The organism is Caballeronia sp. LZ032 (assembly GCF_031451315.1).
Classification (GTDB): Bacteria; Pseudomonadota; Gammaproteobacteria; order Burkholderiales; family Burkholderiaceae; genus Caballeronia.
This window is the reverse complement of sequence record NZ_JARUXP010000004.1, coordinates 804,707-828,275: the sequence shown is the minus strand read 5'-3', so window position 1 is coordinate 828,275 and position 23,569 is coordinate 804,707. Positions and strand designations below refer to the sequence as shown.

The following is a 23,569-nucleotide window of genomic DNA, read 5'->3' as shown; positions in this document are numbered from 1 at the left end:
GAGTGGGGTGCCGACAATCTAGCGAGGGCCGCTCATTTGGTCAAGCCAATTTACCAATCGTAAAATTGGTAAGGCCAGCAGCGCGGCCGGTTTGCCCGTATATTTTGACTCTATCGATCGATACGGACGCGTCCCCCACGCGCGTCGAAGGACGACACGTGCAGCAGCTTCATGAATTCGTCGAACGGCATCCGCGGCTGTTCGTGCTGTCGGGCGCGGGCATCAGCACCGAGTCCGGCATTCCCTGTTACCGCGACCGCGAAGGCCAGCGCACCGGCCGCTCGCCCATCCTGCTCAAGGACTTTCTCGATTCCGACCATGCGCGCCGCCGCTACTGGGCGCGCAGTCTGATCGGCTGGCCGATGGTCGAGCAGGCCCGCCCCAATGCCGCGCATCACGCGGTGCGGGCGTTGGCCGCGCGTTCGCGCGTGCATCGGCTGGTGACGCAGAACGTCGATGGCCTGCATACGCGGGCCGGCAATCCGGACGTGATCGAACTGCACGGCAACATCGGGCGGGTGCGCTGCCTGGCCTGCGGCGAGCCGCACACGCGCTCCGCCGTGCAGCGCCGGCTCGAGACGCTGAACCCGGACTTCGTGGGCCACACGGCGCCCGCCGTGCCCGATGGCGATGCGCAGATCGAGGATCTCGACTTCGCCGCCTTCGAGGTGCCCGGCTGCACCCGCTGCGGCGGCTTGCTGAAGCCGGATGTGGTGTTCTTTGGCGAAAGCGTGCCGCGTCCGCTCGTCGAGGACGCGGCACGCTCGCTCGAGGGCGCCGATGCGATGCTGGTCGTCGGCTCGTCGCTGATGGTCTATTCCGGCTACCGCTTCTGCGAATGGGCGGCGAAGAGCGGCAAGCCGATCGCGGCGATCAATCTCGGCAAGACGCGCGCCGACGCGCTGCTCGCGCTGAAAGTGGAAGCGCCGTGCTCGGAGGCGCTGGAAGCGCTGATCGAACGGCTGGACGCACGGCCCGTCGCGGACTGAACGCGCGGGCCTCAAGCCCCGCGTGCGAGCGTCCTGATGCCGTCGAGCAGGCGCTGTGCATCCTCCATGCGCGAAAGCACGGCCGGCGTCACCCGCACGACTTCGCCCGCTTCGGGCCCCGGACGCGTCACCGTGAACACGCCGAAGCGCTCGCTCAGCGCGGCCACGAGCGAATCGCAGCCCGTCTTGCCGGCGTGGCCGCGCAGCCGGAACGCGGTGATGCCCGCGGTCATCGCGGGATCGGGCGGGGTCAGGATCTGCACGCCGTCGATCTCGCGCGCCGGCTCGGCCCACGCATCGCGCAGCGCGCGCACGCGCGCTTCCTTCGCGTGCGCGCCGATGCGCTGGTGCAACTCCAGCGCCGCCGGCACCGTGAACCACGCGGCGAAGTTGGGCGAGCCGGTGTGGACGCGCGCGCGGATGTCGTCGGCGGGCCAGCTGCGATTGCCGAGATACGGATCGATCGAAGCGACATGCCCGCGCCGCACATAAATGGCCCCGCAGCCGAGCGGCGCGCCGATCCACTTGTGCAGGTTCAGCGCGGCGAAGGGCGCATCGAGCGCGGGCACGTCGAAGTCCAGCTGGCCCCACGAATGCGCGGCATCGACGATGACATCCGCGCCTGCCCGTTCAGCCATCGTCGACAGTTCCGCCACCGGCATGACCAATCCCGTTGCGAAGCACACATGCGACAGCAGCACGAGGCGCGTGCGCGGATGCGCGCGCAGCGCTTCCGCATACGCGTCCAGAACCGCTTCGCGGGTGGCGGGCTCGGGGATCACGAGACGCACCGGCGTCACGCCGCGCCGTTCGCGCAGCCATTCCATCGCGTCCTTGCCGCAGGGGTAATCGAGGTCGCTGTACAGCACCGTGTCGCCGGGCGCGAGGCGGTTATAGCCGCTGATGAGCGCCAGCAGCGCCTCGGTGGCGTTGCGCGTCAGCTCGATCTCCTCGGGCGCGCAGCCCATCGCGGCCGCGACCCGCGTACGCAGGCCGTCGAGCAGCGGCGTGTAGTGCCGCCGGATCAGCAGCGTCGTCTCGCGGTTCACGCGATCGGTCCAGTACTCGAACATCTGCCTGACCGGCTCGGCCATGGCGCCCCAGAAGCCGTTCTCCAGGTTGATCAGCTCATCCGATTGCTGGTACAGGCCGCGCACCGCGTTCCACCAGGACTCGTCGGTGGCAATGCCGGAAACGGGCGTCGGCGGAAGCGCGGCAAGCGCCGCTTCGAATTCGGACGTACGGAAGTCGAGTAAATCGGACATGGATTGTTATCAGGAGGGATCGACGGGACAGCACGGCCGCTCAGTATCGCCGATATACACCGGCCGCCACGGTTGGACAAATCTCAGACTTATTTACTTGTCTGATCTTAAGAGCGATGGCCACAGGCCGTAATCAGTACCTGGAGCGCCGCGCCCCGCATGAGGGCAAACGTTCAATCGAACCCTATGGCGCCGACAGTCCCACAACCGGACCCTGAGAGAACCCAAACCATGAACCTCAAGAACATCACGATCAAAACCAAACTGATCGCTGGATTCGGCATCCTGGCCGTGCTGGTCGTGCTGGTGGCCGGCATGTCGCTGCGGGCGTTGTCGGTGGCGACCGACGGCTTCTCGCACTACGTGAACGGCATCAACGCCCGCGCCGATGTCGCCGCACAGATTCGCACCGCCGTCGACCGCCGCGCCATCGCTGCCCGCAATCTGGTGCTGGTCACGAAGCCCGCCGACGTGGAGATCGAGAAGGAAGCCGTCACGCGCGCGCACGAAGACGTGCAGGCGCGGCTCAAGCAGTTGCGCGACATGATCGCGAGCGCCACCGACACGAGCGAGAAGGCCCGCAGCCTGGTCGCCGAGATGGCGCGTGTGGAGACGCTGTACGGGCCGGTTGCGACGGATATCGTCGGCCTGGCGCTGGCGGGCAAACACGAGGACGCGATCGTCAAGATGGACGACCAGTGCCGTCCGCTGCTCGCCCAGCTCGTCAAGGCCACCGACGACTACGCGAGCTACACCATCGCGCGCCGCGAAGAGATCGTGCGCGACTACGACGCCAGCTACGTGTTCCAGCGCAATGTGCTGATCGCGCTGTGCGTGGCGGCGTCGCTGTTCGCGGTGATCGCGGGCATCGCCATCATCCGTTCGATCACGCGGCCGATCGGCGCGGCGGTCGACATTGCGCAGACGGTGGCGCGCGGCGATCTGACGAGCCGCATCGTCGCCGACGCGAAGGACGAAACCGGCGACCTGCTGCGCGCGCTCGCCGAGATGAATGCGCGTCTGACCGAGACCGTCAGCCGGGTGCGCGAAAGCAGCGGCGCCGTGGGCGGCGCGGCGAAGGAACTCGCGACCGGCAATACCGACTTGAGCCAGCGCACCGAGGAACAGGCCGCGTCGCTGCAGGAAACCGCGGCCAGCATGGAACAGCTCACGTCGACGGTCCGCCAGAATGCCGACAACGCCCAGCAAGCCAGCTCGCTCGCGTCGAACGCATCGCAGATCGCCAGGAAGGGCAGCGACGTGGTGGGCCGCGTCGTCGCGACGATGAACGGCATCAGCGACAGCTCGGACAAGATCGCGGAGATCACCGGGATCATCGAAGGGATTGCGTTCCAGACCAATATTCTCGCGCTCAACGCGGCGGTCGAAGCGGCGCGCGCGGGCGAACAGGGCCGCGGCTTTGCAGTTGTGGCGAGCGAAGTGCGCAGCCTTGCGCAGCGCTCGTCGAGCGCTGCGAAGGAGATCAAGGACCTGATTGCCGCGTCCGTCGACAAGGTGCGCAACGGCTCCGAACTCGCGGGCGAAGCCGGCACGACGATGGCCGAAGTCACGCAGGCGGTCGCGCGGGTGACGGACATCATGCAGGAGATCGCGGCGGCGTCGGCGGAACAGGGGCGCGGTATCGAACAGGTCAATCAGGCCATCACCCAGATGGATGAAGTCACGCAGCAGAACGCCGCGCTGGTGGAGGAAGCCGCCGCCGCCGCGACTTCGCTCGAAGAGCAGGGCCGCCGGCTCAACGAAGCCGTGGCGTTTTTCGTGGTGGAAGGCGGCGCGCCGTCTCGCCTGACTCAGGCGGTGCAAGCGCCGGCCGTCAAGCCCGCCCGGCATGTCGCGCCGGCGGCGATCACGCGCCCGGCAACAGTCAGCGCCGACGGCTGGAGCACCTTCTGACGCACCTTCTGACGTCTCTCAGGCGTTGACATCGACGATCACGCGCCCGGCCACTTCACCGCGCAGCAACCGGGCGGCGCAGTCGGGCGTATCGGCGAGTGGGATCGTGGCCGCGACGCTTTCCATGGTCGCCACCGGCACGTCTTCCTCGATGGCCCGCCACGCGGCGACTCGCCGCTCGCGCGGCACATAGACACTGTCCACGCCCAGCAGCGCCACGCCGCGCAGGATGAACGGCGCGACCGTGGCCGGCAGATCCATGCCTTGCGCGAGGCCGCACGCCGCCACCGCGCCGCCGTAGCGCAGGCTCGCGCAGACATTGGCGAGCGTATGGCTGCCGACGCAATCCACCGCCGCCGCCCAGCGTTCCTTCTGCAAGGGCTTGCCCGGCGCGGACAGCGTGGCGCGTTCGACGATATCCGCCGCGCCCAGTTCGCGCAGCCGCGCGGCTTCTTCAGGCCGTCCCGTCGAGGCAATCACGCGATAGCCGCGCCGCGCCAAAATCGCGACCGCGAAGCTGCCGACGCCGCCGTTCGCACCCGTCACCAGCACCTCGCCGTCGGCGGCGCTCACGCCGTGCCGCTCCAGCGCCTGCACGCACAGCATGGCCGTGTAACCCGCGGTGCCGACGGCCATCGCCTGGCGCGTCGTGATGCCGGTGGGCAGCGCGATCAGATGCGCGCCCGGCACGCGGGCCTTTTGCGCGAGTCCGCCCCAGTGGGTTTCACCCGCGCCCCAGCCGTTCATGACAACCGGGTCGCCGGGCTGATAGTCCGGATGCGAACTCGTCTCCACGATGCCCGCGAAGTCGATGCCCGGCACCATCGGCCAGGCGCGCACGACCGGGCCGCGGCCGGTGATCGCGAGCGCATCCTTGTAATTGAGCGTGGAGTAGTCGATCCGCACCAGCACGTCGCCGTCGCTCGATGTGGCAAGCCGGGGTTCGTCGATGGATTCGATGGCGGCAAGCGTGCGGTCGTCCTGCTTCTGGAGCATGAGGGCGTTGAACATCGGCGGGGCTCCTGTGGCTGGAAAAAGGGCGGCGCGAGGCCGCCCCGTTCATGACGCAAAGGCTGGATCAGTGATGCTCGTATTCGGCGCGCGGCTGGGGCGTGGCCTTGACCTTGTTGTACTGGAACTCAGGCAGCGCCTTGATGGCGTCCTTGGTCGCGCCCGCGAGCACGAGCTTGCCGTCCTTGACGTCGAGTTGATCGACCGGAATGGCGACGTCGTGATGCGACACGCCGAGGAACTGGTTCGCCGCGATGATGACGAACGACACCGACTTGTCCGGCGCGACGATGATGTCGTGGATCACGCCGACGCGCTGTCCCTGGTCGTTGACGACGGGCTTGTTGAGGATGGACTTCTTGACGCTCCAGCCGTTGATGATGGCAGTCGAGACCTCGACCGATACGCCGAGCGGCTGGGCGCCGGCGACCTGGGCAAACGATGCCGTGGAAGTCAGGCCAAGTGCCGACGATGCAACGAGCAGTGCCACGAGTTTCGCTTTCATTCTTCTGTTCCTCAAAGGGTTGGGCCAACCGGTTCAATGGGAAATGCGCGATTCAAGCTTGCAGCGCGATGGAAGTTTGAACGTTTCTCGTGACTTCTGCAGAAACGGTGTCCGCCCCGCCGCGCGCACTGCATTAGTGCGAGCGTGCGGTGGTCGGAAAGGGGGATTCAGCGCGCGATGCGCTTGAGCGCTTCGCCCTTGTGAACGGCGCGCTTGCCGCTCTTGTCGCTTTCGACCTCGAAATGCGGATCGTCGGACGAGGCGTTGACGGTGTGGCCGTCGACATGGGTCCGCTCGGTGATGACGCGCACGACGTGTCCCGTCGTTTCGCCCTGCGGGGTGTTCCAGCTGACGTGGTCCTTGATCTTGAAGGCATGGCTCATGAGATGAGGCTCCGTTCGGATGAGAATGCCCGCTCTCGCGCAACGGCTGTGCCCGTCGCCCGGGGAGGCTAGAGGCGCGCGAGCGTCGCTTCGTCGGCGCGGCCTTCGAAGTAGCGGCGCAGCGCTTCGTCGAAGACGGCGGGATCGTCGGCGGTGCGGGCGAACAGCGTCATCGACGAATGGAATTTCAGGTCGTCCGGATAGCCGAAGATGGCGTCCACGCCGCGTCCCTGCACGCCGTTCACGAGCCGCGTGAGCTCGACGAGACGCGCGCCCAGCACCGGATGCGCGAGATACGCCCGGGCTTCGTCACGCGACGCGATGGCGTAGCGCTGCGCCATCGCGCTGTGGCCGAGCCCTTCGATCTGCGGAAAGACAAACCACATCCAGTGCGTGCGCTTGCGGCCAGCGGCAAGCTCGGCGCGGACGTCTTCGATGACGCCCGATTGAGCATCGACGAAGCGCTGCAGGTCATACGGATCGCTCATGATCGGCTCCTCATGCGACGGCCGCGGCAATGCGCTGTCTCATCGCCGTGTCCGGAAAGCCGCCGCTGCCCGCGCGCGCGTTGTCGATCATGTAGTCGCGCTTGCCCGTGCCGGGAATGACGCAGGTCACGGCGGGGTTGCCCAGCACAAATTTCAGCAGAAGCTGTGCCCACGAGCCGCAGCCGAGTTCGCGCGCAAAGTCCGGTAGCGGCCGGCCGCGCAGACTGGCGAGCAGCGAGCCGCCGCCGAACGGCTGGTTCACGATCACCGCGACCCCGCGTTCCGCCGCGAGCGGCAGCAGGCGCGCTTCGGCGTCGCGATCGTTGGCGGCGTAGTTGATCTGCACGAAATCCACGCGCTCCGAGCGCAGCACCGCTTCCACTTGCGGAAACGCGCTGGAGGTGTAATGCGTGACGCCCACGTAGCGCACCTTGCCGGCGGCCTTCCATTCGCGCAGCGTCGCGAGCTGGGTGCGCCAGTCGAGCAGATTGTGGATCTGCATCAGATCGATGCGATCCGTCTGCCAGTAGCGCAGCGACTGCTCCATCTGCGCGATGCCCGCCGCGCGGCCTTCGGTCCAGACCTTGGTCGCGATGAACGCGCGCTCGCGCGTGCGCGCGTCGGCCAGCAATGCGCCCGCGACTTCTTCGGAGGAGCCGTACATCGGCGAGGAATCGATCACCGAACCGCCTGCCGCGAACAGCGCGCGCAGCACGTCGGCGAGTTCGCGGCGGCGGGCGGCGTCCGTGCCCGCGTCGAAGGTGCGCCAGGTGCCGCAGCCGACGATCGGCAGCGGCTCGCCCGTCGACGGAATCGGGCGCTTGAGCATGGGTGGCGTGTCGGCGGCTCGGGTGGCTCGTCCGGCCTGCGTCACGAGCGCGGCGGCGGCCGTCCAGTGAAGAAAGGCGCGGCGCGTGGTCATGACGGTTGCACGCGCGCCAGGATGTCGCAAGGGAAAGCAAGCGGGAAAGCGGCCATCTTTTTGGCTCCTGCGAAAGCGTGGACGACTGCTTTCGGAAGCGCGATCCCGCCAGAAAGTTCCGCGCCGCCTCAGTGTTTGCGCAACGCGGGCGCGCGGCGGAAGCCCCTGAACCGCTCCCGCCGATGCTCCTCGTCGAAGTGCGCGCGCGCCGGCTTCACGAGATCGCTGCGCGCGACGATGCCGACCAGCCGCAGCGAAGCCGCGTCCGCGACCACCGGCAGGCGCTCCAGTTCGTGTACGGCAAGACGCGTGGCCGCGAGACGGCACGGTTCGCCCGGCAGCGCGAAGACCGGCGTGGCATAGCCGGCGCCGCGCAGCGCATCGCCGACACTGACGCCCGCTTCCCGCACCGACGAAGCGCCGATCAGCGTGCCCAGCAACGCCCGGTCGAGCATGCCGGCGAGCGCGCCGTCGCGCAGCACCGGATACGCGCGGTGCATCTGCTGCGGGCCGAAGTGTCTGGCGAGGACGTCGGCGAGCGGCGTGCCGGCGTCGATGGTCTGGGCATCGCGCGTCATTACTTCCTCGACGTGATGCCGCTCCAGCGGGTCCACGCCGTATTCGCGATAGATGTGATAGCCGCGCCGGGCAATCTTCTCGGTCATGATCGAGCGCTTCATGACGACGGTGGCGAAACCGTGCGCGACGAGTGTCGCCGCGAGCAGCGGCAGCAGCGCGTTGGCATCGTGCGTGAGGCCGAAGGCGAACACGATGGCGGTCAGCGGCGCGCCCAGCGTGGCGCCGAGCGTCGCGGCCATGCACACCAGCGGCCAGAGCGCCGCGTCGTGTCCGGGCAGGATCGCGCCGAGCGCGGTGCCGAGGCCGGCGCCGAGCATCAGCAACGGCGCGAGCACGCCGCCCGAGGTGCCCGACGCAAGCGCGATGACCCAGATGATCGCCTTCACCGCGAGGATCGACAGCGCCACCTGGATGGCGATGTGCTGATGCAGCAGGTCGCCGATCACGTCATAGCCGACGCCGAGCGCGCGCGGCTCGAGATAGCCGCCGATGCCGACGAACACCGCGCCCAGCGCGGGCCACCACATCCAGTGGATGGGCAGCTTGTGGAACAGGTCTTCGAGCTTGTACAGCGACGCCGACAAGCCCGAGGCCAGCGCGCCCGAGAGCAGACCCGCGACGAGGCAGGAAAGCAGCGACAGCATGTGCGGCGGCGCGGTCTCCAGCGGAAACAGCGCGCCGGTGCCGAACACCGCGGCGCGCGCGAACCCCGCGACCGCGCATGCGAGCGCCACCGGCAGGAAGCTGCGCGGGCGCCATTCGAACAGCAGCAGTTCGACGGCCAGCAGCACGGCCGCGACCGGCGTGCCGAACACGGCGGTCATGCCGGCGGCCGCGCCTGCCACGAGCAGCGTCTTGCGTTCGGCGGCGGTCACGTCGATGCACTGCGCGATCAGCGACCCGAGCGCCCCGCCGGTCATGATGATCGGGCCTTCGGCGCCGAACGGCCCGCCGCTGCCGATCACGATGCCCGACGAGAGCGGCTTGAGGATCGCGACTTTCGGCGACATGCGGCTCTTGCCGAACAGGATCGCCTCGATGGCTTCGGGAATGCCGTGGCCGCGAATCGTCTCCGAGCCGAAACGTGCCATCAACCCGACGATCAGCCCGCCGATCACCGGAATCGCGATCACCCAGGGGCCGAGCGTATTGAGCGCCGGCGAGTGCTCCGCGACCGAGAACGTGCCGAAGAAAAACAGGTTGGTGAACAGATAAATCAGCCCGAGCAGCACGACGGCCGCGAGCGTGCTGATCCCGCCGATGACAGCGGCCAGTCCGCAGATCGTCAGCAGGCGGTCGTTGACGGAAAAGTCGCGTTTATGCTGGTCCATGAGATGAGCTCCCGATGTCCTGATGAATCAAAGATCGATTTGCGGCACGCGGAACGCGCCCTGCAGCGACTTGAGCTCCGCGCGGTGCAGCGCGGCGAGGCGCGTCAGCACCTCTTCACCGCGCGCTTCGAGATGCACCTGCACCTGGCGCCGGTCCGTCGCGCTCGGCGCGCGCCGCACGAGCCCGGCTGCCTCGCAGCGCGTGACCAGCGCGACCACGCCGTGATGGTGCGACTGCAGCCGTTCGGCCAGTTCGCCGACCGTCGCCCAGGCGCGGCCCGGATAGCCCTTGATGTGCAGCAGCAGCAGGTACTGCAACGGCGTGATGCCTTCGTCCTGCGCGGCGTGTTCGGAGAAGCGTTCGAAGCGCCGCATCTGATAGCGGAATTCGGACAACTGTTCGAAGTCCGGTTTGGCGAGCGTGCGGGGTCGAGTCATGGAGACGGTCTGCGAAAACGGAATTGGGTCAAGCCTGCTTGCGCTCGGCTGCGAATGACTGCTGGTAGAGCCCGGCGATCAGGTCGGCTTCGGTGATCATGCCGGCGAGCCGGTCGTGCGCATCGACGACCGGAATATGGTGATGGCCGAAGTGGGCGAACATCGGCACCAGTTCGGCGATGGCGGTATTCGAGGTCACGGTGCGGACTTCGGTCGTCATCAGGGCGGCGACGCGCGGCGCGTCCGCAGAGGGTCCAAGCATGGCCCTAGCGAGCGCGCCGCGCAGACGTTGAAACCTTGCACCGTGCCGCACGGGCGCAAGGTCCGCGCGGGTCACGATGCCGCACACGCGGCGCGCCGCATCGATCACCGGCAGCGCCTTCACGCGATGGCGTCCGAGCAGTGCAAGCGCCTCCTGTGCGCTCGTCTGCGGCGTCACCGAGACGACCGTGCGCGACATGATGTCCGCGCACCGGAACTCGGTGAAGCGGCGCGCATAGGCCTGCAGCTGGGTTTCGCGCAGCAGGGTTTCGAGATCGTCCGGATCGACGTCGAGCAGTTCGCTGCGGCGCGCCAGCACGGCTTTCAGATCCGCGCGCGTGAACGATGCGGCGTCCTGCGGCGCGGCTGCGGGTTTGGGTATGGCATGGCCGTGTGGATAGCGATGCCCCGTCAGCGCATGGAACACGATGGCCGCGCCCAGCAGCGCCGCCGACTGGATGGCCACCGGCGCGAGCACGAAGCCGTAGCCGAGCGCGTGAACCGACGGCCCGCCGAGCACGGCCGTCAGCGCGACCGCGCCCGACGGCGGATGCACGCAGCGCAGCGCGAACATCGCACAGATGGCGAGCGCGACGGCGAGCGCGGCGGCTTCGACGGGATCGTGGATCAGCAGCGCACAGCTCACGCCGACGGTCGCCGACACCAGATTGCCGCCGATGATCGACCACGGCTGCGCCAGCGGGCTCGCCGGCACCGCGAACAGCAGCACGGCGGAGGCGCCCATCGGTGCGATCAGATACGGGATGGTGGCGGCATTGCCCGGCAGCAGATGGCCGATGCCGCCCGTCAGCGCGATGCCGAGCAGCGCGCCCAGACCGCCGCGCAGGCGCTCGCTCCAGCGCAGCGCGACGGGAGCGGGGAGGAAACCATGCAGCCAGCGGAGTAAGGCGAGTCGCGACACGTGTCGGGCATTCCGGGGAAGTCAGTCAGCGGGTTACACACTGTCTGACCGGCGGAAGGTGCGAGAGCAAGCGTGCGTCGAGTCCGAAAGTATATCTCAATGTGATATAAAACGGCCGATTTCATCGAATGGGGAATTCATCTGATGGAAGCGCTCGGAGGCGGCTTGGTCGTGTAGCTTTGGTGCTTTGCATCACGAGGCGATTTCAGACATGGCCCGCTCAGTTCTTCTAATAGGCACCTGTGTGCTCGCCTTCATATGTGCCGCTTTGGCAAGCGCCGCGCAGACGGACTCTCCCTCGACTCTCGTTAGCGACGTCGATATGTCGAATAGGACCCGAGCCGGTCGAAGCTGGACATCCTGGAGGCCTACACGCTCGATGCAAACGGCGTGCGCCACGGTGTTGCCTCCAGCCAGATCGATGACCTTCAGAAGTCACGTCCTGAGGGCGCGCCGATGTTCTTCGACGAGAAGCTGCGTCTCGTAATTTTCCCGGCGGTGACGGTGGGCTGGACGGTGCATCTGCATTACCGAATGATTCAGTCCGAAGCAGTGGTGCCCGGCGAGTTCGATGACTTTACGGTTCCGGGGCAGCAACCGGTGCTCAAGCAACAGCTCAAATACGACCTGCCCGCCGACAAGCCTCTGTACGCAGATGCGCGTGGCTACGTCGGCGAGCTGCCGGTCACGGCGAATCGCCGTACGCGCTATGTATTCGACTATCGGCGCGAGAACCTCGTGCGTGCCGAACAGGGCTCGGTTGGCCGTGCGCAGTATGACGACTGCTTGATGGTCTCGACTTTCCCGGACTATGCGAGCTTTGCGGCGAGCTATCGCGAAGCCGCTGTCGATGCGACCGCGAACGATCCAGCCATCCAAGGCACTCGCGCGCCAGCTGACCCGCAACGATCCGGACGAACGCGCAAAGGCGAGGACGCTGTATGACTGGGTGCGTCACAACATCCGCTGCGTCTTCGTGTACATCGGGGAGAATCCGGCCAATCCGCATCACGTGACGCAAGTGCTCGCTAACCGTTACGGCGACTGCAAGGATCACGTTGCGCTTTACGGCGCGCTGCTTGCAGCAGTAGGGATTCACAGCGAGCCCGCGCGATCGGGCTCGGCACGGTGTACACGCTGCCGTCCGTGCCGGGTTACGGATCGGGCGCAATCGATCATGTGATCACCTGGCTGCCGGATCTTCAGCTCTATGCCGACACCACGGCCGATGACGTCTCGTTCGGCTTCCTGCCCACAGTCGACATGGACCGGCCGGTGTTACTGGTCGATTCCGCGGTGTTGTCGCGCACGCCCGCGACGCAGGCGTCGGAGCGCGAGGCGCGTCTGAATACCGACGTCAAGCCGGACGGCGCGGCGGACTACACCTACTGGGTCGAAGATGCGGGCGTGATGACGGATATCGAGCGAACCAGGCTGGGGCGCGTCGACGCAACGGGAAGCGAACAGATTGCGCAGAACCGGTTGCGTGAGTCGAATCTGCGCGGCACGGGCGTGCTGACATCGAGCGATCTCGCGGCCACCAGCGGCCCGTTCTCGACCACCCAGCGCAGCACGCTCGACGACGTCGTCTGGTCGAACGGCGCCACGGCGCTTCCCGCGCTGACGAGTCTCTCGGGCGGCATCGCGACGCAGGTGCGCGACTGGCTCGTCGAGCGTGCGCGCACGCAGCCCTATATCTGCGTCGGCGGGCGTTTTCTCGGAACCGCGCAGATCGTGCTGCCAGAGAACATCCATATCACGAGCATGCCGGACAACCTCGATCTGTCGAGCGGCTTCTTCAAGTACCACGCGCATTATTCGCTCGATCCCGCGACCCACACCATCAGGATCACGTGGACGCTCGGCGCCGACTTCGGCAAGCAGGCCTGCTCGCCCGGCGACTTTCAGACGGCGCTGCGCAAGACGGAGTGGGACACGCGGCAGCAGATCGTCGTCAGGATGACAAGCTGAGCGCGCGCCTCATTCCATCTCTCGCACGACGCGAAAACCGTTCTGCGACTGCCGCACGCTCGCGCTGTACTTGAAGCGCGTCGCGGACTGCATGTAGCTCGCGCCTTCCCGCCACGATCCGCCGCGGATCACGCGCACCGAACACGACGGTTCGTCCCAGGCGCGGCCATCGGCGGGCGCGTTCTTGTAGGAACTGTGCCAGCAATCGGCTACCCATTCCCAGACGCTGCCGTTCATGTCGTGCAGGCCGTAGGGATTCACCGCGAACGATCCGACCGGCGTCGGCGCATCCGCACGATACGGCTCGCCGCAGTCCTTGCAGTCGGCGTTGCCTTTCTTCATCTGGTCGCCCCACCAGTAGACCGTCTGCGTGCCGCCGCGCGCGGCGTATTCCCATTCGGCTTCGGTCGGCAGGCGATACGGCTTGCCGCCCGTCTTGCTCAGCCATTTGACATACACCTGCGCATCGTCCCAGCTGACGTTGCGCATCGGCGCATTGGCGGCGGGCGCGCCGCCCGTTTCGCCATCCGGTGCGATGCGCGTGCAGGCCCCGGCGTCGGCGCAGGCGTTCCATTGCTCGACCGTCACTTCGTTCTTGCCGATGGCGTACGCGTGCCCGATCGATACCTTGTGCGGCGGCTTCTCGGCGGGATCGTCGTTGTTGCTGCCCATCGTGAAGCTGCCGGGCGTGATCGCGATCAGGGCGGGGCAGGCCGGACAGTCCTTGATCTCGCCGCCCGCAGTCTTCGCGGCGGGTTTGGCTGACGCGGTGGCAGCGGCGGCTGTCGCGGCGGGCGTAGCGGGCGTAGGGGCAGGGGCAGGCGAACGCGGCTTCTCGGGAGCCGCGGCGACGGCAGGCGCCGGCTTGGGCGCAGGCGCGGCGGGCGTGGCGGTGGCGGCGGACGGAGCCGTGGGCTGCGCAGCAGGCGCCGATACGCTCGGCTTCGCGTTGCCGGCCGCGTGCAACCGTTCGATGCGCGCCTTCGCGAGCGCCGCGAAGCGGCCGTTTGGATAGGCCTTCAAATACGCCTCATAGTCGCTCGGGAAAGTGCTGTCCTTGATCGAGTCCCAGAAGGCCAGTTCGTATTGCTCGTTGCTGTCCTTGGGAAGAATGCCGCGTGTGCGAATGGGTTCGTCGATGGCGGATTCGGCTGCATGCGTGGCGGTTGAGGCAGTCACACGCATGTTGTCCGGTTTTCCTTCAATCACAAAGCCCTCTTCCAGAGAAGACGCAATCCATGGCCGCTGCGACTCATGGGATTGCTGCGCGATCCGCACGGCCGCCGCGCTGAACGTCGCGGCGGACAATACATCGCGCTCGCCCAATGCATGCAGCAACGCCGTCGTGTAGCGGCCATTGCGCGGACCCTCGCCAGCCTCTTCGCCGGGCGCGGCCCCAAAAGTGACGAGCGTGTGCGCAGGCAGGCGCCAGACTGCGGGCGCTGTCTTTTCGAACGGCTCTGAAAGACACATGTCCAGCACGACGAGATTCGCGCCGCCGGGTCGCGCGCGCGCCATGCGCTCGACGATCTCCCGCGCCGCCATGCCCTTTTCGACGAGCTGCGCGGGCGCGGCCGCACGCGCGTCGAGCGGCAGGAGCAGCGCATCGCCGCCCACTTGAACGCCGTGTCCCGCGAAGTAAACAAGCGCCGTGTCGCGCGGACCGAGCCGGCTGGCGAAATCATCAACGGCGTGCCGCAGCGCGCCGGCATCGAGATCGATGCGGCGCGTGACCGCGAAGCCGAGCGAGGCGAGTGCCGTGCCGATATCGTCCGCATCGCGCGCGGCGCCTGGCAGCGGATGCCCTTCATAGTCCGCATTGCCGATGACCAGCGCGGCGCGATGCGGTGCGAGCGGTGCTGCGGATGCGCTCGACGCCGCCGCGTGGTCGGGCGCGAGCGCGGCGCCGATCGTTACGAACATGCTTGCGATGAGAAGAGTTCGCCACATATTCACACCCTGTGCGTCCGGCTTCGAGTTGTAGGGCGCAGCGCCGCTTGCGCGCTTCTGCGCAAAGACTGCACGGGCGAGGTCCGCGCCCGGGGCCGGTCACGTGAAGCGAAGCGCGTTTCCGTGCCAGTGCAGCAACAACAACGATAGCACTTAGTCATACGATGCTTCATCCCCCTGAAGAAGGGCTCCGCAATCAGGCATTCGGGGCCCTGCGTGCATACGTATCTTTTTTAAACGTTACGGCCTAATCTAAAAAAACCGCAGACGATGTCGAGCGCTTCAAGCATGGCCGTACATGTGCGTACGCTCGTGCAGGAAGCGATTCCCTGGCTGATCGCCATGCCCTTTCAACCCGAGAGGCGTGCATAACATGCTGAGAAGAACCGTGCTGGGCGCGCTGGCTTCCCTTGCCGCACTCGTCGCCGATTCGTCGTTTCCCGCCGCGCGTGCCCGCACGCCCGCGCCGCCGAACGCCGAGGCCTACATCATCTGGCCGCCCGACGGCGCGGTGATCAGCGGCGGCAAGCTTTGGGTGCGGATGGGCTTGCGCAACATGGGCGTGTGTCCGAAGGGCATCGACATGCCGAACGTCGGCCATCATCACTTGCTGGTCGATACCGACCTGCCGCCGCTCGATCAGGAGATTCCATCGGACCGCAATCATCTGCACTACGGTGCGGGCGAAACCGACGCGCGTCTTGAGCTTCCGCCCGGCAAGCACACGCTGCAACTTCTGATGGGCGACTACAACCACGTTCCGCACGACCCGCCCGTGTACTCGAAGAAGATCACCATCACCGTGAAGGCGTGACACTTGCCGAGGGCATACGACATGAAGAAACGATCCGCTCGCGCGCCCGCTCTCCTGCTGGCGGCCACGCTTGTCACCGCGACTGCGCTTGTCGCATCCACGGACACGCAGGCCGGCCCGACGCCCGCGCCGGCCAATGCATACGCGTACATCGGCTATCCGAACGACGGCCAGACCCTGCCGGCGGGCAAGCCGTTCAAGGTCTGGTTCGGTCTGCGCTTCATGGGCGTGGCGCCGCGCGGCGTCAAGTTTCCGAACACGGGACATCATCATTTGTTGATCGACGTGGACTTGCCGCCGATGGATCAGGAGATTCCATCGGACCGCAATCACTTGCACTACGGCGCTGGCGAAACCGAAACCCTGATCGAGCTTCCGCCGGGCAAGCATACGCTTCAGCTCCTGATGGGCGACGACAAGCACATACCGCATAACCCGCCGGTTTATTCCAGAAAGATCACGATCTACGTCAGGTGAATCGGGCGCCGCCGCGCGCGGCGCCTTTCCCGTCCTCAGCCGATGAAACGGCGCACGTTCCGGTGCGGCGGGAGAAATGTGTCTGTGGATCGTGAGGGTTGTTGCTGAAGGACCAACAGACGGAGTCCGAAGTGTTGGCCTCCGGCGAGCACAAGATGATGAAGCGCAGCACCGGCCGTATCGATGCAAACCAGGCCAGACAAGGCGCAGCGCAAATAAAACGATGCAGCGAAGCAACTGGCATGACCCATGCGTTTAAGCGGTACGAGCCGACACCCGCTCGAACCTGCCACCCATCCAAGGGGAACCGACATGACGAAGCTCACCATCAAGGATCTTCCCGTCAGCGAAGAACTGGATCGCCGTGCGATGAATGCCGTACGCGGCGGCAACGCTTCGCTTGCTTCAAGCTTTTTCCCGGGCCTGGATCTTTCGGCGTTCGCGATGTCGCTGACGCCGCAGCAATTCATCAACCAGACGCAGACGACGCTGAACGAAAACGGCAGCAACATCGCCTTCGCCGAAGGCCTTGCCGCACGATCGAACGTCGCGCCCAAACAGGATGCGAAGAACATCACCAACTTCAATTTCGGCGTGCCGGGCGATGTCGCCTGAGTATTTCCGGGAATGAAACAGCCGTCGCAGCAGTAACGCATCAATGCATCAATGCAGGAAAGGCGGGGCGCGGGGAGCTCTGCCGTAACACTGCCCGCAAGCGGGCTTCATGGCCGCGCGCCGTGTCGCAGAACACGCGCGCGCCATGTGACATAACCCGTATGGAGTCGCGGTGCGCCGTGTGATTTACTTGATTGACTGAATGACGTCACTTGCGGCCGGCGCCGCGCTTCTCACCTGTTCATCCGACCGTCGGTGCGCGTTCACCGGGAGTGAGATCGTGCAAGCCTTGTTGCCATCGTTGCGCGTGCGATCGGTTCGTCGCTGGTCGACGGCCGCCGGGCTCAGCGTCGCCGCGCTGCTGTCCGGTTGCATCGACGTGAAAGTGCCCACCTACCAGCGCCCCGACACGCCCGAGAAGACCGCATTCACCAAAATCGACGCACCGGCCGTCGCTGCATCCGACACCATCCAGCCCGACTGGTGGAAGCAGTTCAAGGATCCGTATCTCGATTCGCTCGTGGAGCAGGCCATCAAGGGCAACGTCGACATCAAGGTGCTCGCCGCGCGCATCCAGGTAGCGGGCGCGCAGATCGGCGAAGCGCGCGCCGGCGCCTTGCCGTCGATGGACCTCGGCGCGGGCGCGGCCTTCGAAAAGACCACCGGCCAGAAGTTCTCGAAGACCTATAACGTCGCGACGCAGGTGAACTGGGACATCGACATCTGGGGCGCGGTGGAGAAGGGCGTGCAGGCGCAGAAGGCGGAATTCCGTGCCACCGAGGCCGACTGGCGCGCCGGTTATCTCGAACTCGTCTCGTCCGTTTCGACGACCTACTTCCAGATCCTCCAGTTCGACGACCAGATCGACCAGCAGAAGAAAACCATCGCGACCAATCAGCAGATCCTGACGATCTTCGAAGGCATGGAGAAAAACGGCCTCGTGCCGCATACGCAGGTCCTGACGCAGCGCGCCGAACTCAACCGGCTGACGCGCGATCTGCTCGAAATCAAGCGCTCGCGCGATCTCGGCGACAACGCGCTCGCGACATTGATCGGCGTGCCGGCCGGCAATTTCAAGGTGCCCGAAGGCCAGCTTCAGAAGCGCGTGCAGGCGCCGCCAGTGCCCTCGGGTTTGCCCTCGCAACTGCTGTCGCGCCGTCCTGATCTGATCGCGGCCGAATACCGCGTGCTGGAAGCGTACGACCTCGTCGGCCAGGCGAAGCTGGCGCAACTGCCGACCATCAGCCTGACGGGACGCGGCGGCACGGCGAGCTTCGCGCTCACCGACTTGCTCAAGACCTTCACGTTCAGCTTTTTGCCGAGCATCAACATCCCGCTACTCGACCCGAGCGTGCGTGCCCGCGTGAAGACCACCGAAGCACAGACCACGGTGTTCGAACAGCAGTATCGAAGCACGGTGATGGGCGCGTTCGAGGAAGTGGAGAACGCGCTGGTCAATCTCGATTCGCACATGAAACAGCGTGGCGAGCTTCAGCAGGAAGTGGATCAGTTGTCGGTCGTGGCCGCGCAGATCGACGCGCAGCTGAAGGAAGGCGTGATCTCGCAGCTGCAGGTATTCGAGACCGAACGTACGTTGCTGGCCGCGCAACTGGCCCTGCTGGCGAATCATCAGCAGATCCTGTCCGATACGGTGACGCTCTACAAGGCGCTGGGCGGCGGCTGGCCGACGGTCGACGTGCAGAGCGCCAGCAAGGACGCGATGAAGTAAGCATCGCTTCGGCCCATGTGCCGTGGCGATGTTTCATATGAAGTAATCCATGCAGGATTGCTCACGACCGCTCATGATCGATTACACCGGTACCGCACGATTGACTACGACGATGCGTGACTTAAACTTTCAACAGCCGCCGGAACCCGTTGCTGCAGCCTCCGGTGCGGCTCAACTTGTCCATGTACCCGGCGTCGACGGGCGTTCCCATAACGCGTCGGCCGCAGCGGCTGGACGCAGCGTGTGACATGGACATGGCTCAAGGCTATCCCGTCGCGGAACCGCCGCCGAGTGTCGGCGAGGCGTTCGATGTCATCCTGAAGCCGCTGCCGAACCCGGAACTCGGCCGCGATGCCGACCATCTGACGGAAATCCGCATCGACGAAAACCTGTTCCCGATCGGCCGTGCCGAAGCGCCGTTCGATGCAAGTCCGCCCGAAGCCGTGGCGCAGCTGTCGCGCCGCCACGCACGCATTTTCATTGAGCACGGCTTCGTCTATATCGCCGATCTCGGCAGCAAGAACGGCACCGCCGTCAACGGCACGCCCGTGCGCGAAACACCCGCGCGCGTGCACATTGGAGACATCGTTTCGTTCGGCAGCCGGCTGTCGTATCGCGTGCAGTTCGCCCCGCGCGCACGCGGCGCGGGCCAGGCGAGACCGGTCGGCGTCACCTTCGTGCCGCAACGCGATGATCTCGGTTTGCAGATCATCGAACTGGTGCAGTTTCCGTTTCTCGTCAGCAAGACAGACGATCACTTCGCGCGTTTCCGCGAGCGCTATCCGCATCAGGTGAACTATGTGTCGCGGCGACACGCGCATGTGTTCATCAAGGGCGGCGCGCCGTTTGTCGAGGATCTCGGCAGCACCAACGGCACCTTCGTCAACGGCGAACGGCTCGGCGCGTCGGCGCTCGAACTGAAGGATGGCGACAGTGTCGCGTTCGGCGGCTCGCACTTCGCGTACACGGTGCGCCTGCACGGCGACGAAGGCGAATCGACGCTCACGGAAATCGCCTTGTCGACGAGCCCGCAGGCACAGGTCGCTCCCGAAGAAGCGTTCGACAGCGACAAGACGACTTTCGTCGGCTCGGCGCATTCGTTCCTCGACATCTTCTGCGTGGACCAGGCGGCCGCGCGCGAAGACGAAATCAACGTGGACGCGCAACCCGGCGTCGCTGAAGAAAAGCGCCCAGACACGCATCAGGCGAAACGGAGCAAGGCTGTGCTGTTCGTCGGGGAGCTGCGTCGGGCGCTCGCGAGCGATGACCGTTCCGCGTCGCGGCGCACGCGCATGGTGGTGGCAGGCGTACTGGCCGTGTTCGTCGCGGGCGGCGCGGCGCTGTTCTATAGCGGCTCGTCCGAGCGGCACGTCAAGTCGCTGATGGCGGAGGGCGACTACGGCGCGGCGGCCGCCGCAACGGACACGTATCTGAAGGCCCATCCGCAGGACCTGCATTACACGGCGATCAACACGGAGGCCGTACTCAAGTCGAACGTGCCGCGCTGGCTCGCTGCACTGAAGAAAGGCGATTTCAAGGACGCGGACGCGATCATCGCGCAGATGAGGACGCTCGGCGAACACAATGCGGACGTGCGTTCGCTGCTCGACGAACTGGCCTGGATCGGCAAGCTGGAGGCGTTCGTGATGGGCCGCGGCGGCGCCGATGCGCCCATCCGCATCTATGCCGACGAGCCGCGCATCGACGCGATCCTGAAGCACTGGGACGCCGATGCAAGCGGACATCAGCGCGACCTGGACCGCATCGCGGGCTATGTGCCGGAGTTCCGCGAGCCGTATGGGCTGGCGCTCAGTCACCTGCGCAAACTGCAAAGCGACGATTCCGTGTATCTCTCGGCTATCGACCGGCTGGATGCGAGCATCGTGAAGAGTCTCGGACAGGACGATCTCGATGCCATCGACGCGACGCTCAAGGACTATGCGGACAAGTATCCGCGCCTTGCGGGCCTCGATCGCGTGCGCGCCGATCTCGATGCCTTCGGCGCCGTGCGTCGCGGCCTGAACGGCGCGAGCCTTGCGCCGCTCGCGGCTGCGTTGAAGAAGGCGAATTTCTCGACGCCGCCGTTCCAGGAGAAGCTGCGCCAGATGAGCGCGGGTCAGTTGCCGCAGCAGCCGGTGCTGACGCAGTATGCCGCCTTGGCGGACGCATGGAACCAGGGCAAGAGCGCCCAGGCGATCGACGCGCTGCAACAGTTGCCGCAGGGCGCATGGTCCGCGACCGTGCAAAAGGAACTGGCCCACAAGAAGGCCGTCGCCGCACAGTTTGCCGACGTGCAGAAGGCGCGCGGCACGAAGAACTATGAAGAGGCACTGCTCTCGTTCTACGAGACGCTCGACTTCGACAGCGACGCGTACTACGTGAAGACCGTCGCGCCGGAAGTAGTCTCGCTGAAGGACCGCGCGACGGCCCGCGCACAGTCGCTCATGGCGCAGGCGCAGACGTCGTGGCAGCAGTACCGGACGAACGGCGGCATTGGCGGATCGCAGCGTCTTGAGGCCAACGTGTCCGACACCTTCCGAGCCCAGGCGAAGCTGCTGTCCGACGCGGAAGACGCCGCCACGCGCGGCATGCGCATCTTCAGGCAGGTGAAGGCCGACGCCGCAAGCGCGAAGTGGAGCACGCTGGCGCGCGAGATCGACACCGAAGCGGATTTGCAGCGCCGCTCGCTGCAGGATCTGCGCATGGTGCTCGAACCCGGATTGCTGAATACGAAGCTCGGACTGATCGGCGGCGCGCAAGGCGCCATGACGAATTCCGGCGGAGGCGCGACCAGTGAAGCGAGACGCACACCTTAAGCCCTTGTCCGAAGCGCTCGGGGATCACGGCGTGGAAGGCATTTCGATCCTCACCGCGGAGCCGCTCAGGTTCACGCAGGCGCTGGTCTTCGCGATGGTCGCGCTGATCGGCTCCGGGCTGATCTGGTCGTTCGTCGGCCATGCGGACGTGATGGTGTCGGCGCAGGGCACGCTCGCGCCGGAATCCGAGGTGCGGCGCTTCTATGCGCCCATCGACGGGGAACTCGCCGATCTGTATATCGCGGAAGGTCAGCCGGTGCGCAAGGACGACGTGATCGCGCGTCTCAATGCCCGGGGCGCGATCGAGGCGGCCTCCAACGCGCTCGAAGCGCAACTGAAGCTCGATGACGCCGAGCGTGAATGGAAGCAGTTCCCGGAAAAGAAACTGCTGATGGAGCGGCGCATCGCGGCGCTCAAGGATCAGATGGATGTCGAGGAGCATCAGCATCAGCAGCGCGTCTCCGAAGGTACGAGCAAGCTCGCGGAAGGCCAGAAGGCGCAGTTGCAGGAAGCGCGCAGCACGCTGGAAAACGCCCGTCGCGCCCGCGATGCCGCCAAGGTCGAGCTCGACCGCTTCCAGCGCCTGTTCGCGCTGCCGGGCGGCGGCGGCATCGCGCAGACGCAGGTGGACCAGAAGCGCAATGCCTATCTCGAAGCGGACGGCGCGTATCGCGTCGAGCAATCGCGGCTCGCGGAACTCGACTTCCGTTTGAGCCACGACTTCACGCAGGCAAAGCGGCAACTGGAAACCAGCGGCCAGGAAGCGACCAGCCTGCGGCTTCAATATGAGGCGGCGATGCGCGAGGTCGCGAGTACCGAAGACAAGTTGCGTCTGCAACTACAGACCGCGCGGCTGGTGGCGGATGCCGCCGCGCGCATCAAGTTCGAGAACATCGACAAGGACAATTTCCTGCTGATCCTCGCGCCGGTGTCGGGCGTCATCACCGATGTCACGTCCACCCAGCCCGGCGACAAGATCCAGGCGAACACGCCGATAGGCGGCATCGCGCCGGCGAATGCCAAGCCGGTGCTGAAGATCGAGATCGCGGAACACGACCGGGCGTTCCTGCGCGAAGGTCAGCGCGTGAAGCTCAAGTTCAATGCGTTTCCGTATCAGCGTTACGGGGTGATCGACGGCACGCTCGCGTTCATCTCACCCGCGACGAAACCGAGTCCGACTTCCAAGCAGCCGGTGTATGAAGGACGCGTGACGCTCGACCGCGACTATTACCAGGTTGCCGATACGCGTTATCCGCTGCGCTACGGGATGACGGCGAACGCGGAGATTGTCGTGCGCGAGCGGCGCTTGATCGACCTCGGGCTCGATCCGTTCCGCAACGTGGCGGGGTAGGTGCAGGGGCAGGCTCATCACCAGATCGACACACATCCAGACGGAGAAGAACATGACGGCGATTGTGCGTATCGACGACGAAGTGGTCGACGTCGGCGAGTTTCTCAGGTCACTGAAGCTGAGCGGCCAGTTCGACGGCCTCATCGAGCAACTGGTGCGCGACAAGCTGACGGTGCGCGCGGCGCGCAAGACCGGCGTGGAAGTCAGCGACGAGGAAATCCAGAACCGCGCGGACCAGTTCCGCCGCATTCGCGGACTGCATCGCGCGGCGGACATGAACAACTATCTCGATGCGCTGCATGTGAGCCTCGACGAGTTCGAGGTGTTCATCACGGACTCGCTTTATCAGGAAAAGATGCTGGACCGCGTGGGCACCGCGCGTGAGGTCGAGGAATACTTCCAGTTGAATTCGCCGCGCTTCGACAGCATCGAAGTGAGTCACATCCTGCTGGACACCGAAGGCAGCGCGAAGGAGATGATCTCCTATCTCAACGATGACCCCGACAGCTTCGCCGAGATGGCGCGCGAGCATTCGCTGGCCGATACGCGCGACGAAGGCGGGCGGGTCGGCCGGGTGATGCGCGGGCAGTTGAAGCCGGAGATCGAGGCGAAGGTGTTCAACGCCGAAGTCGGCGATCTGCTTGGGCCGTTCGTCTCCGCCGACGGCACCTCATATGAAATCTTCGCGGTGACCGCCAAGTATTCCGCGCAGCTCGACGACGACGTGACCGCTGAAATCCGCCGCCTGCTGCGCGAGGAATGGATGTCGCTGCGGGCGCAGGAACATGTGATCGAAGCACGCTGAAGACCTCCGAAGCCCACCGAGCAAGCGACACGA

General features: G+C 65.9%; 21 protein-coding genes and 1 pseudogene. 12 read left to right on the top strand and 10 right to left on the bottom strand.

The window, feature by feature from the left end; genetic code table 11:
* The first annotated feature begins 101 nt into the window (after positions 1 to 101).
* Positions 102 to 989: an NAD-dependent protein deacetylase gene (locus tag QCE69_RS31570; RefSeq protein ID WP_409017958.1), complete on the top strand. Its 888-nt coding sequence runs from the start codon at positions 102 to 104 to the stop codon at positions 987 to 989.
* Positions 990 to 1,000: 11 nt separating this feature from the next.
* On the opposite strand, the gene QCE69_RS31565 is transcribed toward QCE69_RS31570, so the two are convergent.
* Positions 1,001 to 2,254, bottom strand: coding sequence for an aminotransferase class V-fold PLP-dependent enzyme (locus tag QCE69_RS31565; protein WP_309934852.1), 1,254 nt, complete (start codon positions 2,252 to 2,254; stop codon positions 1,001 to 1,003).
* A 231-nt stretch (positions 2,255 to 2,485) separates the two neighbouring features.
* Between QCE69_RS31565 and QCE69_RS31560 the strand changes: the two genes are divergently transcribed.
* Positions 2,486 to 4,168, top strand: coding sequence for a methyl-accepting chemotaxis protein (locus QCE69_RS31560; RefSeq protein ID WP_309934851.1), 1,683 nt, complete (start codon positions 2,486 to 2,488; stop codon positions 4,166 to 4,168).
* Positions 4,169 to 4,186: 18 nt separating this feature from the next.
* Here QCE69_RS31560 and QCE69_RS31555 read toward each other — a convergent pair whose 3' ends face one another.
* From QCE69_RS31555 to QCE69_RS31520, 8 genes are all read right to left on the bottom strand, one after another.
* Complete coding sequence (locus QCE69_RS31555) at positions 4,187 to 5,179, bottom strand: MDR family oxidoreductase (RefSeq protein ID WP_309934849.1); 993 nt, start codon at positions 5,177 to 5,179, stop codon at positions 4,187 to 4,189.
* Between the two features lie 67 nt (positions 5,180 to 5,246).
* On the bottom strand, positions 5,247 to 5,684 hold the full coding sequence (locus tag QCE69_RS31550; protein ID WP_309820298.1) for a PRC-barrel domain-containing protein: 438 nt from the start codon (positions 5,682 to 5,684) through the stop codon (positions 5,247 to 5,249).
* A 167-nt stretch (positions 5,685 to 5,851) separates the two neighbouring features.
* On the bottom strand, positions 5,852 to 6,067 hold the full coding sequence (locus QCE69_RS31545) for a DUF2945 domain-containing protein (RefSeq protein WP_309926402.1): 216 nt from the start codon (positions 6,065 to 6,067) through the stop codon (positions 5,852 to 5,854).
* Positions 6,068 to 6,135: 68 nt separating this feature from the next.
* Positions 6,136 to 6,555, bottom strand: a complete 420-nt coding sequence (locus tag QCE69_RS31540; protein ID WP_309926401.1) for a DUF1810 domain-containing protein — start codon at positions 6,553 to 6,555, stop codon at positions 6,136 to 6,138.
* Positions 6,556 to 6,565: 10 nt separating this feature from the next.
* Positions 6,566 to 7,477, bottom strand: a complete 912-nt coding sequence (locus tag QCE69_RS31535) for an aldo/keto reductase (RefSeq protein ID WP_309926399.1) — start codon at positions 7,475 to 7,477, stop codon at positions 6,566 to 6,568.
* Between the two features lie 128 nt (positions 7,478 to 7,605).
* Positions 7,606 to 9,387, bottom strand: coding sequence for a chloride channel protein (locus QCE69_RS31530; protein WP_309934847.1), 1,782 nt, complete (start codon positions 9,385 to 9,387; stop codon positions 7,606 to 7,608).
* 27 nt (positions 9,388 to 9,414) lie between these two features.
* Entirely contained in the window at positions 9,415 to 9,825 is a 411-nt protein-coding gene (locus QCE69_RS31525) for a MarR family transcriptional regulator (RefSeq protein WP_309926395.1), read from the bottom strand.
* 28 nt (positions 9,826 to 9,853) lie between these two features.
* On the bottom strand, positions 9,854 to 11,008 hold the full coding sequence (locus tag QCE69_RS31520) for an HPP family protein (protein WP_309934845.1): 1,155 nt from the start codon (positions 11,006 to 11,008) through the stop codon (positions 9,854 to 9,856).
* 345 nt (positions 11,009 to 11,353) lie between these two features.
* Between QCE69_RS31520 and QCE69_RS31515 the strand changes: the two are divergent.
* From QCE69_RS31515 to QCE69_RS31505, 3 genes and pseudogenes are all read left to right on the top strand, one after another.
* Positions 11,354 to 11,953: pseudogene (locus QCE69_RS31515) on the top strand (DUF3857 domain-containing protein); the annotation flags it as partial.
* The gene (locus tag QCE69_RS31510; protein ID WP_309934843.1) at positions 11,859 to 12,191 is read left to right on the top strand and encodes a transglutaminase-like domain-containing protein; all 333 of its coding nucleotides are present in this window, start codon (positions 11,859 to 11,861) and stop codon (positions 12,189 to 12,191) included. The pseudogene QCE69_RS31515 and the gene QCE69_RS31510, both read left to right, overlap by 95 nt.
* The gene (locus QCE69_RS31505) at positions 12,137 to 12,979 is read left to right on the top strand and encodes a hypothetical protein (protein ID WP_309934842.1); all 843 of its coding nucleotides are present in this window, start codon (positions 12,137 to 12,139) and stop codon (positions 12,977 to 12,979) included. Before QCE69_RS31510 ends, QCE69_RS31505 begins: the two co-directional genes overlap by 55 nt.
* Positions 12,980 to 12,988: 9 nt before the next feature.
* On the opposite strand, the gene QCE69_RS31500 is transcribed toward QCE69_RS31505, so the two are convergent.
* Entirely contained in the window at positions 12,989 to 14,929 is a 1,941-nt protein-coding gene (locus QCE69_RS31500; RefSeq protein WP_409021249.1) for an SUMF1/EgtB/PvdO family nonheme iron enzyme, read from the bottom strand.
* A gap of 373 nt (positions 14,930 to 15,302) precedes the next feature.
* Here QCE69_RS31500 and QCE69_RS31495 point away from each other — a divergent pair, with 373 nt between their 5' ends.
* The 7 genes from QCE69_RS31495 (at position 15,303) to QCE69_RS31465 (ending at position 23,536) form a co-directional block, all read left to right on the top strand.
* Positions 15,303 to 15,743, top strand: a complete 441-nt coding sequence (locus QCE69_RS31495; protein ID WP_309820281.1) for a DUF4399 domain-containing protein — start codon at positions 15,303 to 15,305, stop codon at positions 15,741 to 15,743.
* A gap of 21 nt (positions 15,744 to 15,764) precedes the next feature.
* Entirely contained in the window at positions 15,765 to 16,220 is a 456-nt protein-coding gene (locus tag QCE69_RS31490) for a DUF4399 domain-containing protein (RefSeq protein WP_309934839.1), read from the top strand.
* Positions 16,221 to 16,532: 312 nt separating this feature from the next.
* A complete protein-coding gene (locus QCE69_RS31485; RefSeq protein WP_309820278.1) occupies positions 16,533 to 16,835 on the top strand; it encodes a hypothetical protein in 303 nt (100 codons plus the stop codon).
* A 280-nt stretch (positions 16,836 to 17,115) separates the two neighbouring features.
* Entirely contained in the window at positions 17,116 to 18,564 is a 1,449-nt protein-coding gene (locus QCE69_RS31480) for an efflux transporter outer membrane subunit (RefSeq protein WP_309926386.1), read from the top strand.
* A gap of 254 nt (positions 18,565 to 18,818) precedes the next feature.
* A complete protein-coding gene (locus QCE69_RS31475; protein WP_309935424.1) occupies positions 18,819 to 21,380 on the top strand; it encodes an FHA domain-containing protein in 2,562 nt (853 codons plus the stop codon).
* A complete protein-coding gene (locus QCE69_RS31470; RefSeq protein WP_309926383.1) occupies positions 21,358 to 22,731 on the top strand; it encodes an HlyD family efflux transporter periplasmic adaptor subunit in 1,374 nt (457 codons plus the stop codon). Before QCE69_RS31475 ends, QCE69_RS31470 begins: the two co-directional genes overlap by 23 nt.
* A gap of 52 nt (positions 22,732 to 22,783) precedes the next feature.
* Positions 22,784 to 23,536, top strand: a complete 753-nt coding sequence (locus tag QCE69_RS31465) for a peptidylprolyl isomerase (protein ID WP_309820271.1) — start codon at positions 22,784 to 22,786, stop codon at positions 23,534 to 23,536.
* The last annotated feature ends 33 nt before the right edge of the window (positions 23,537 to 23,569 follow it).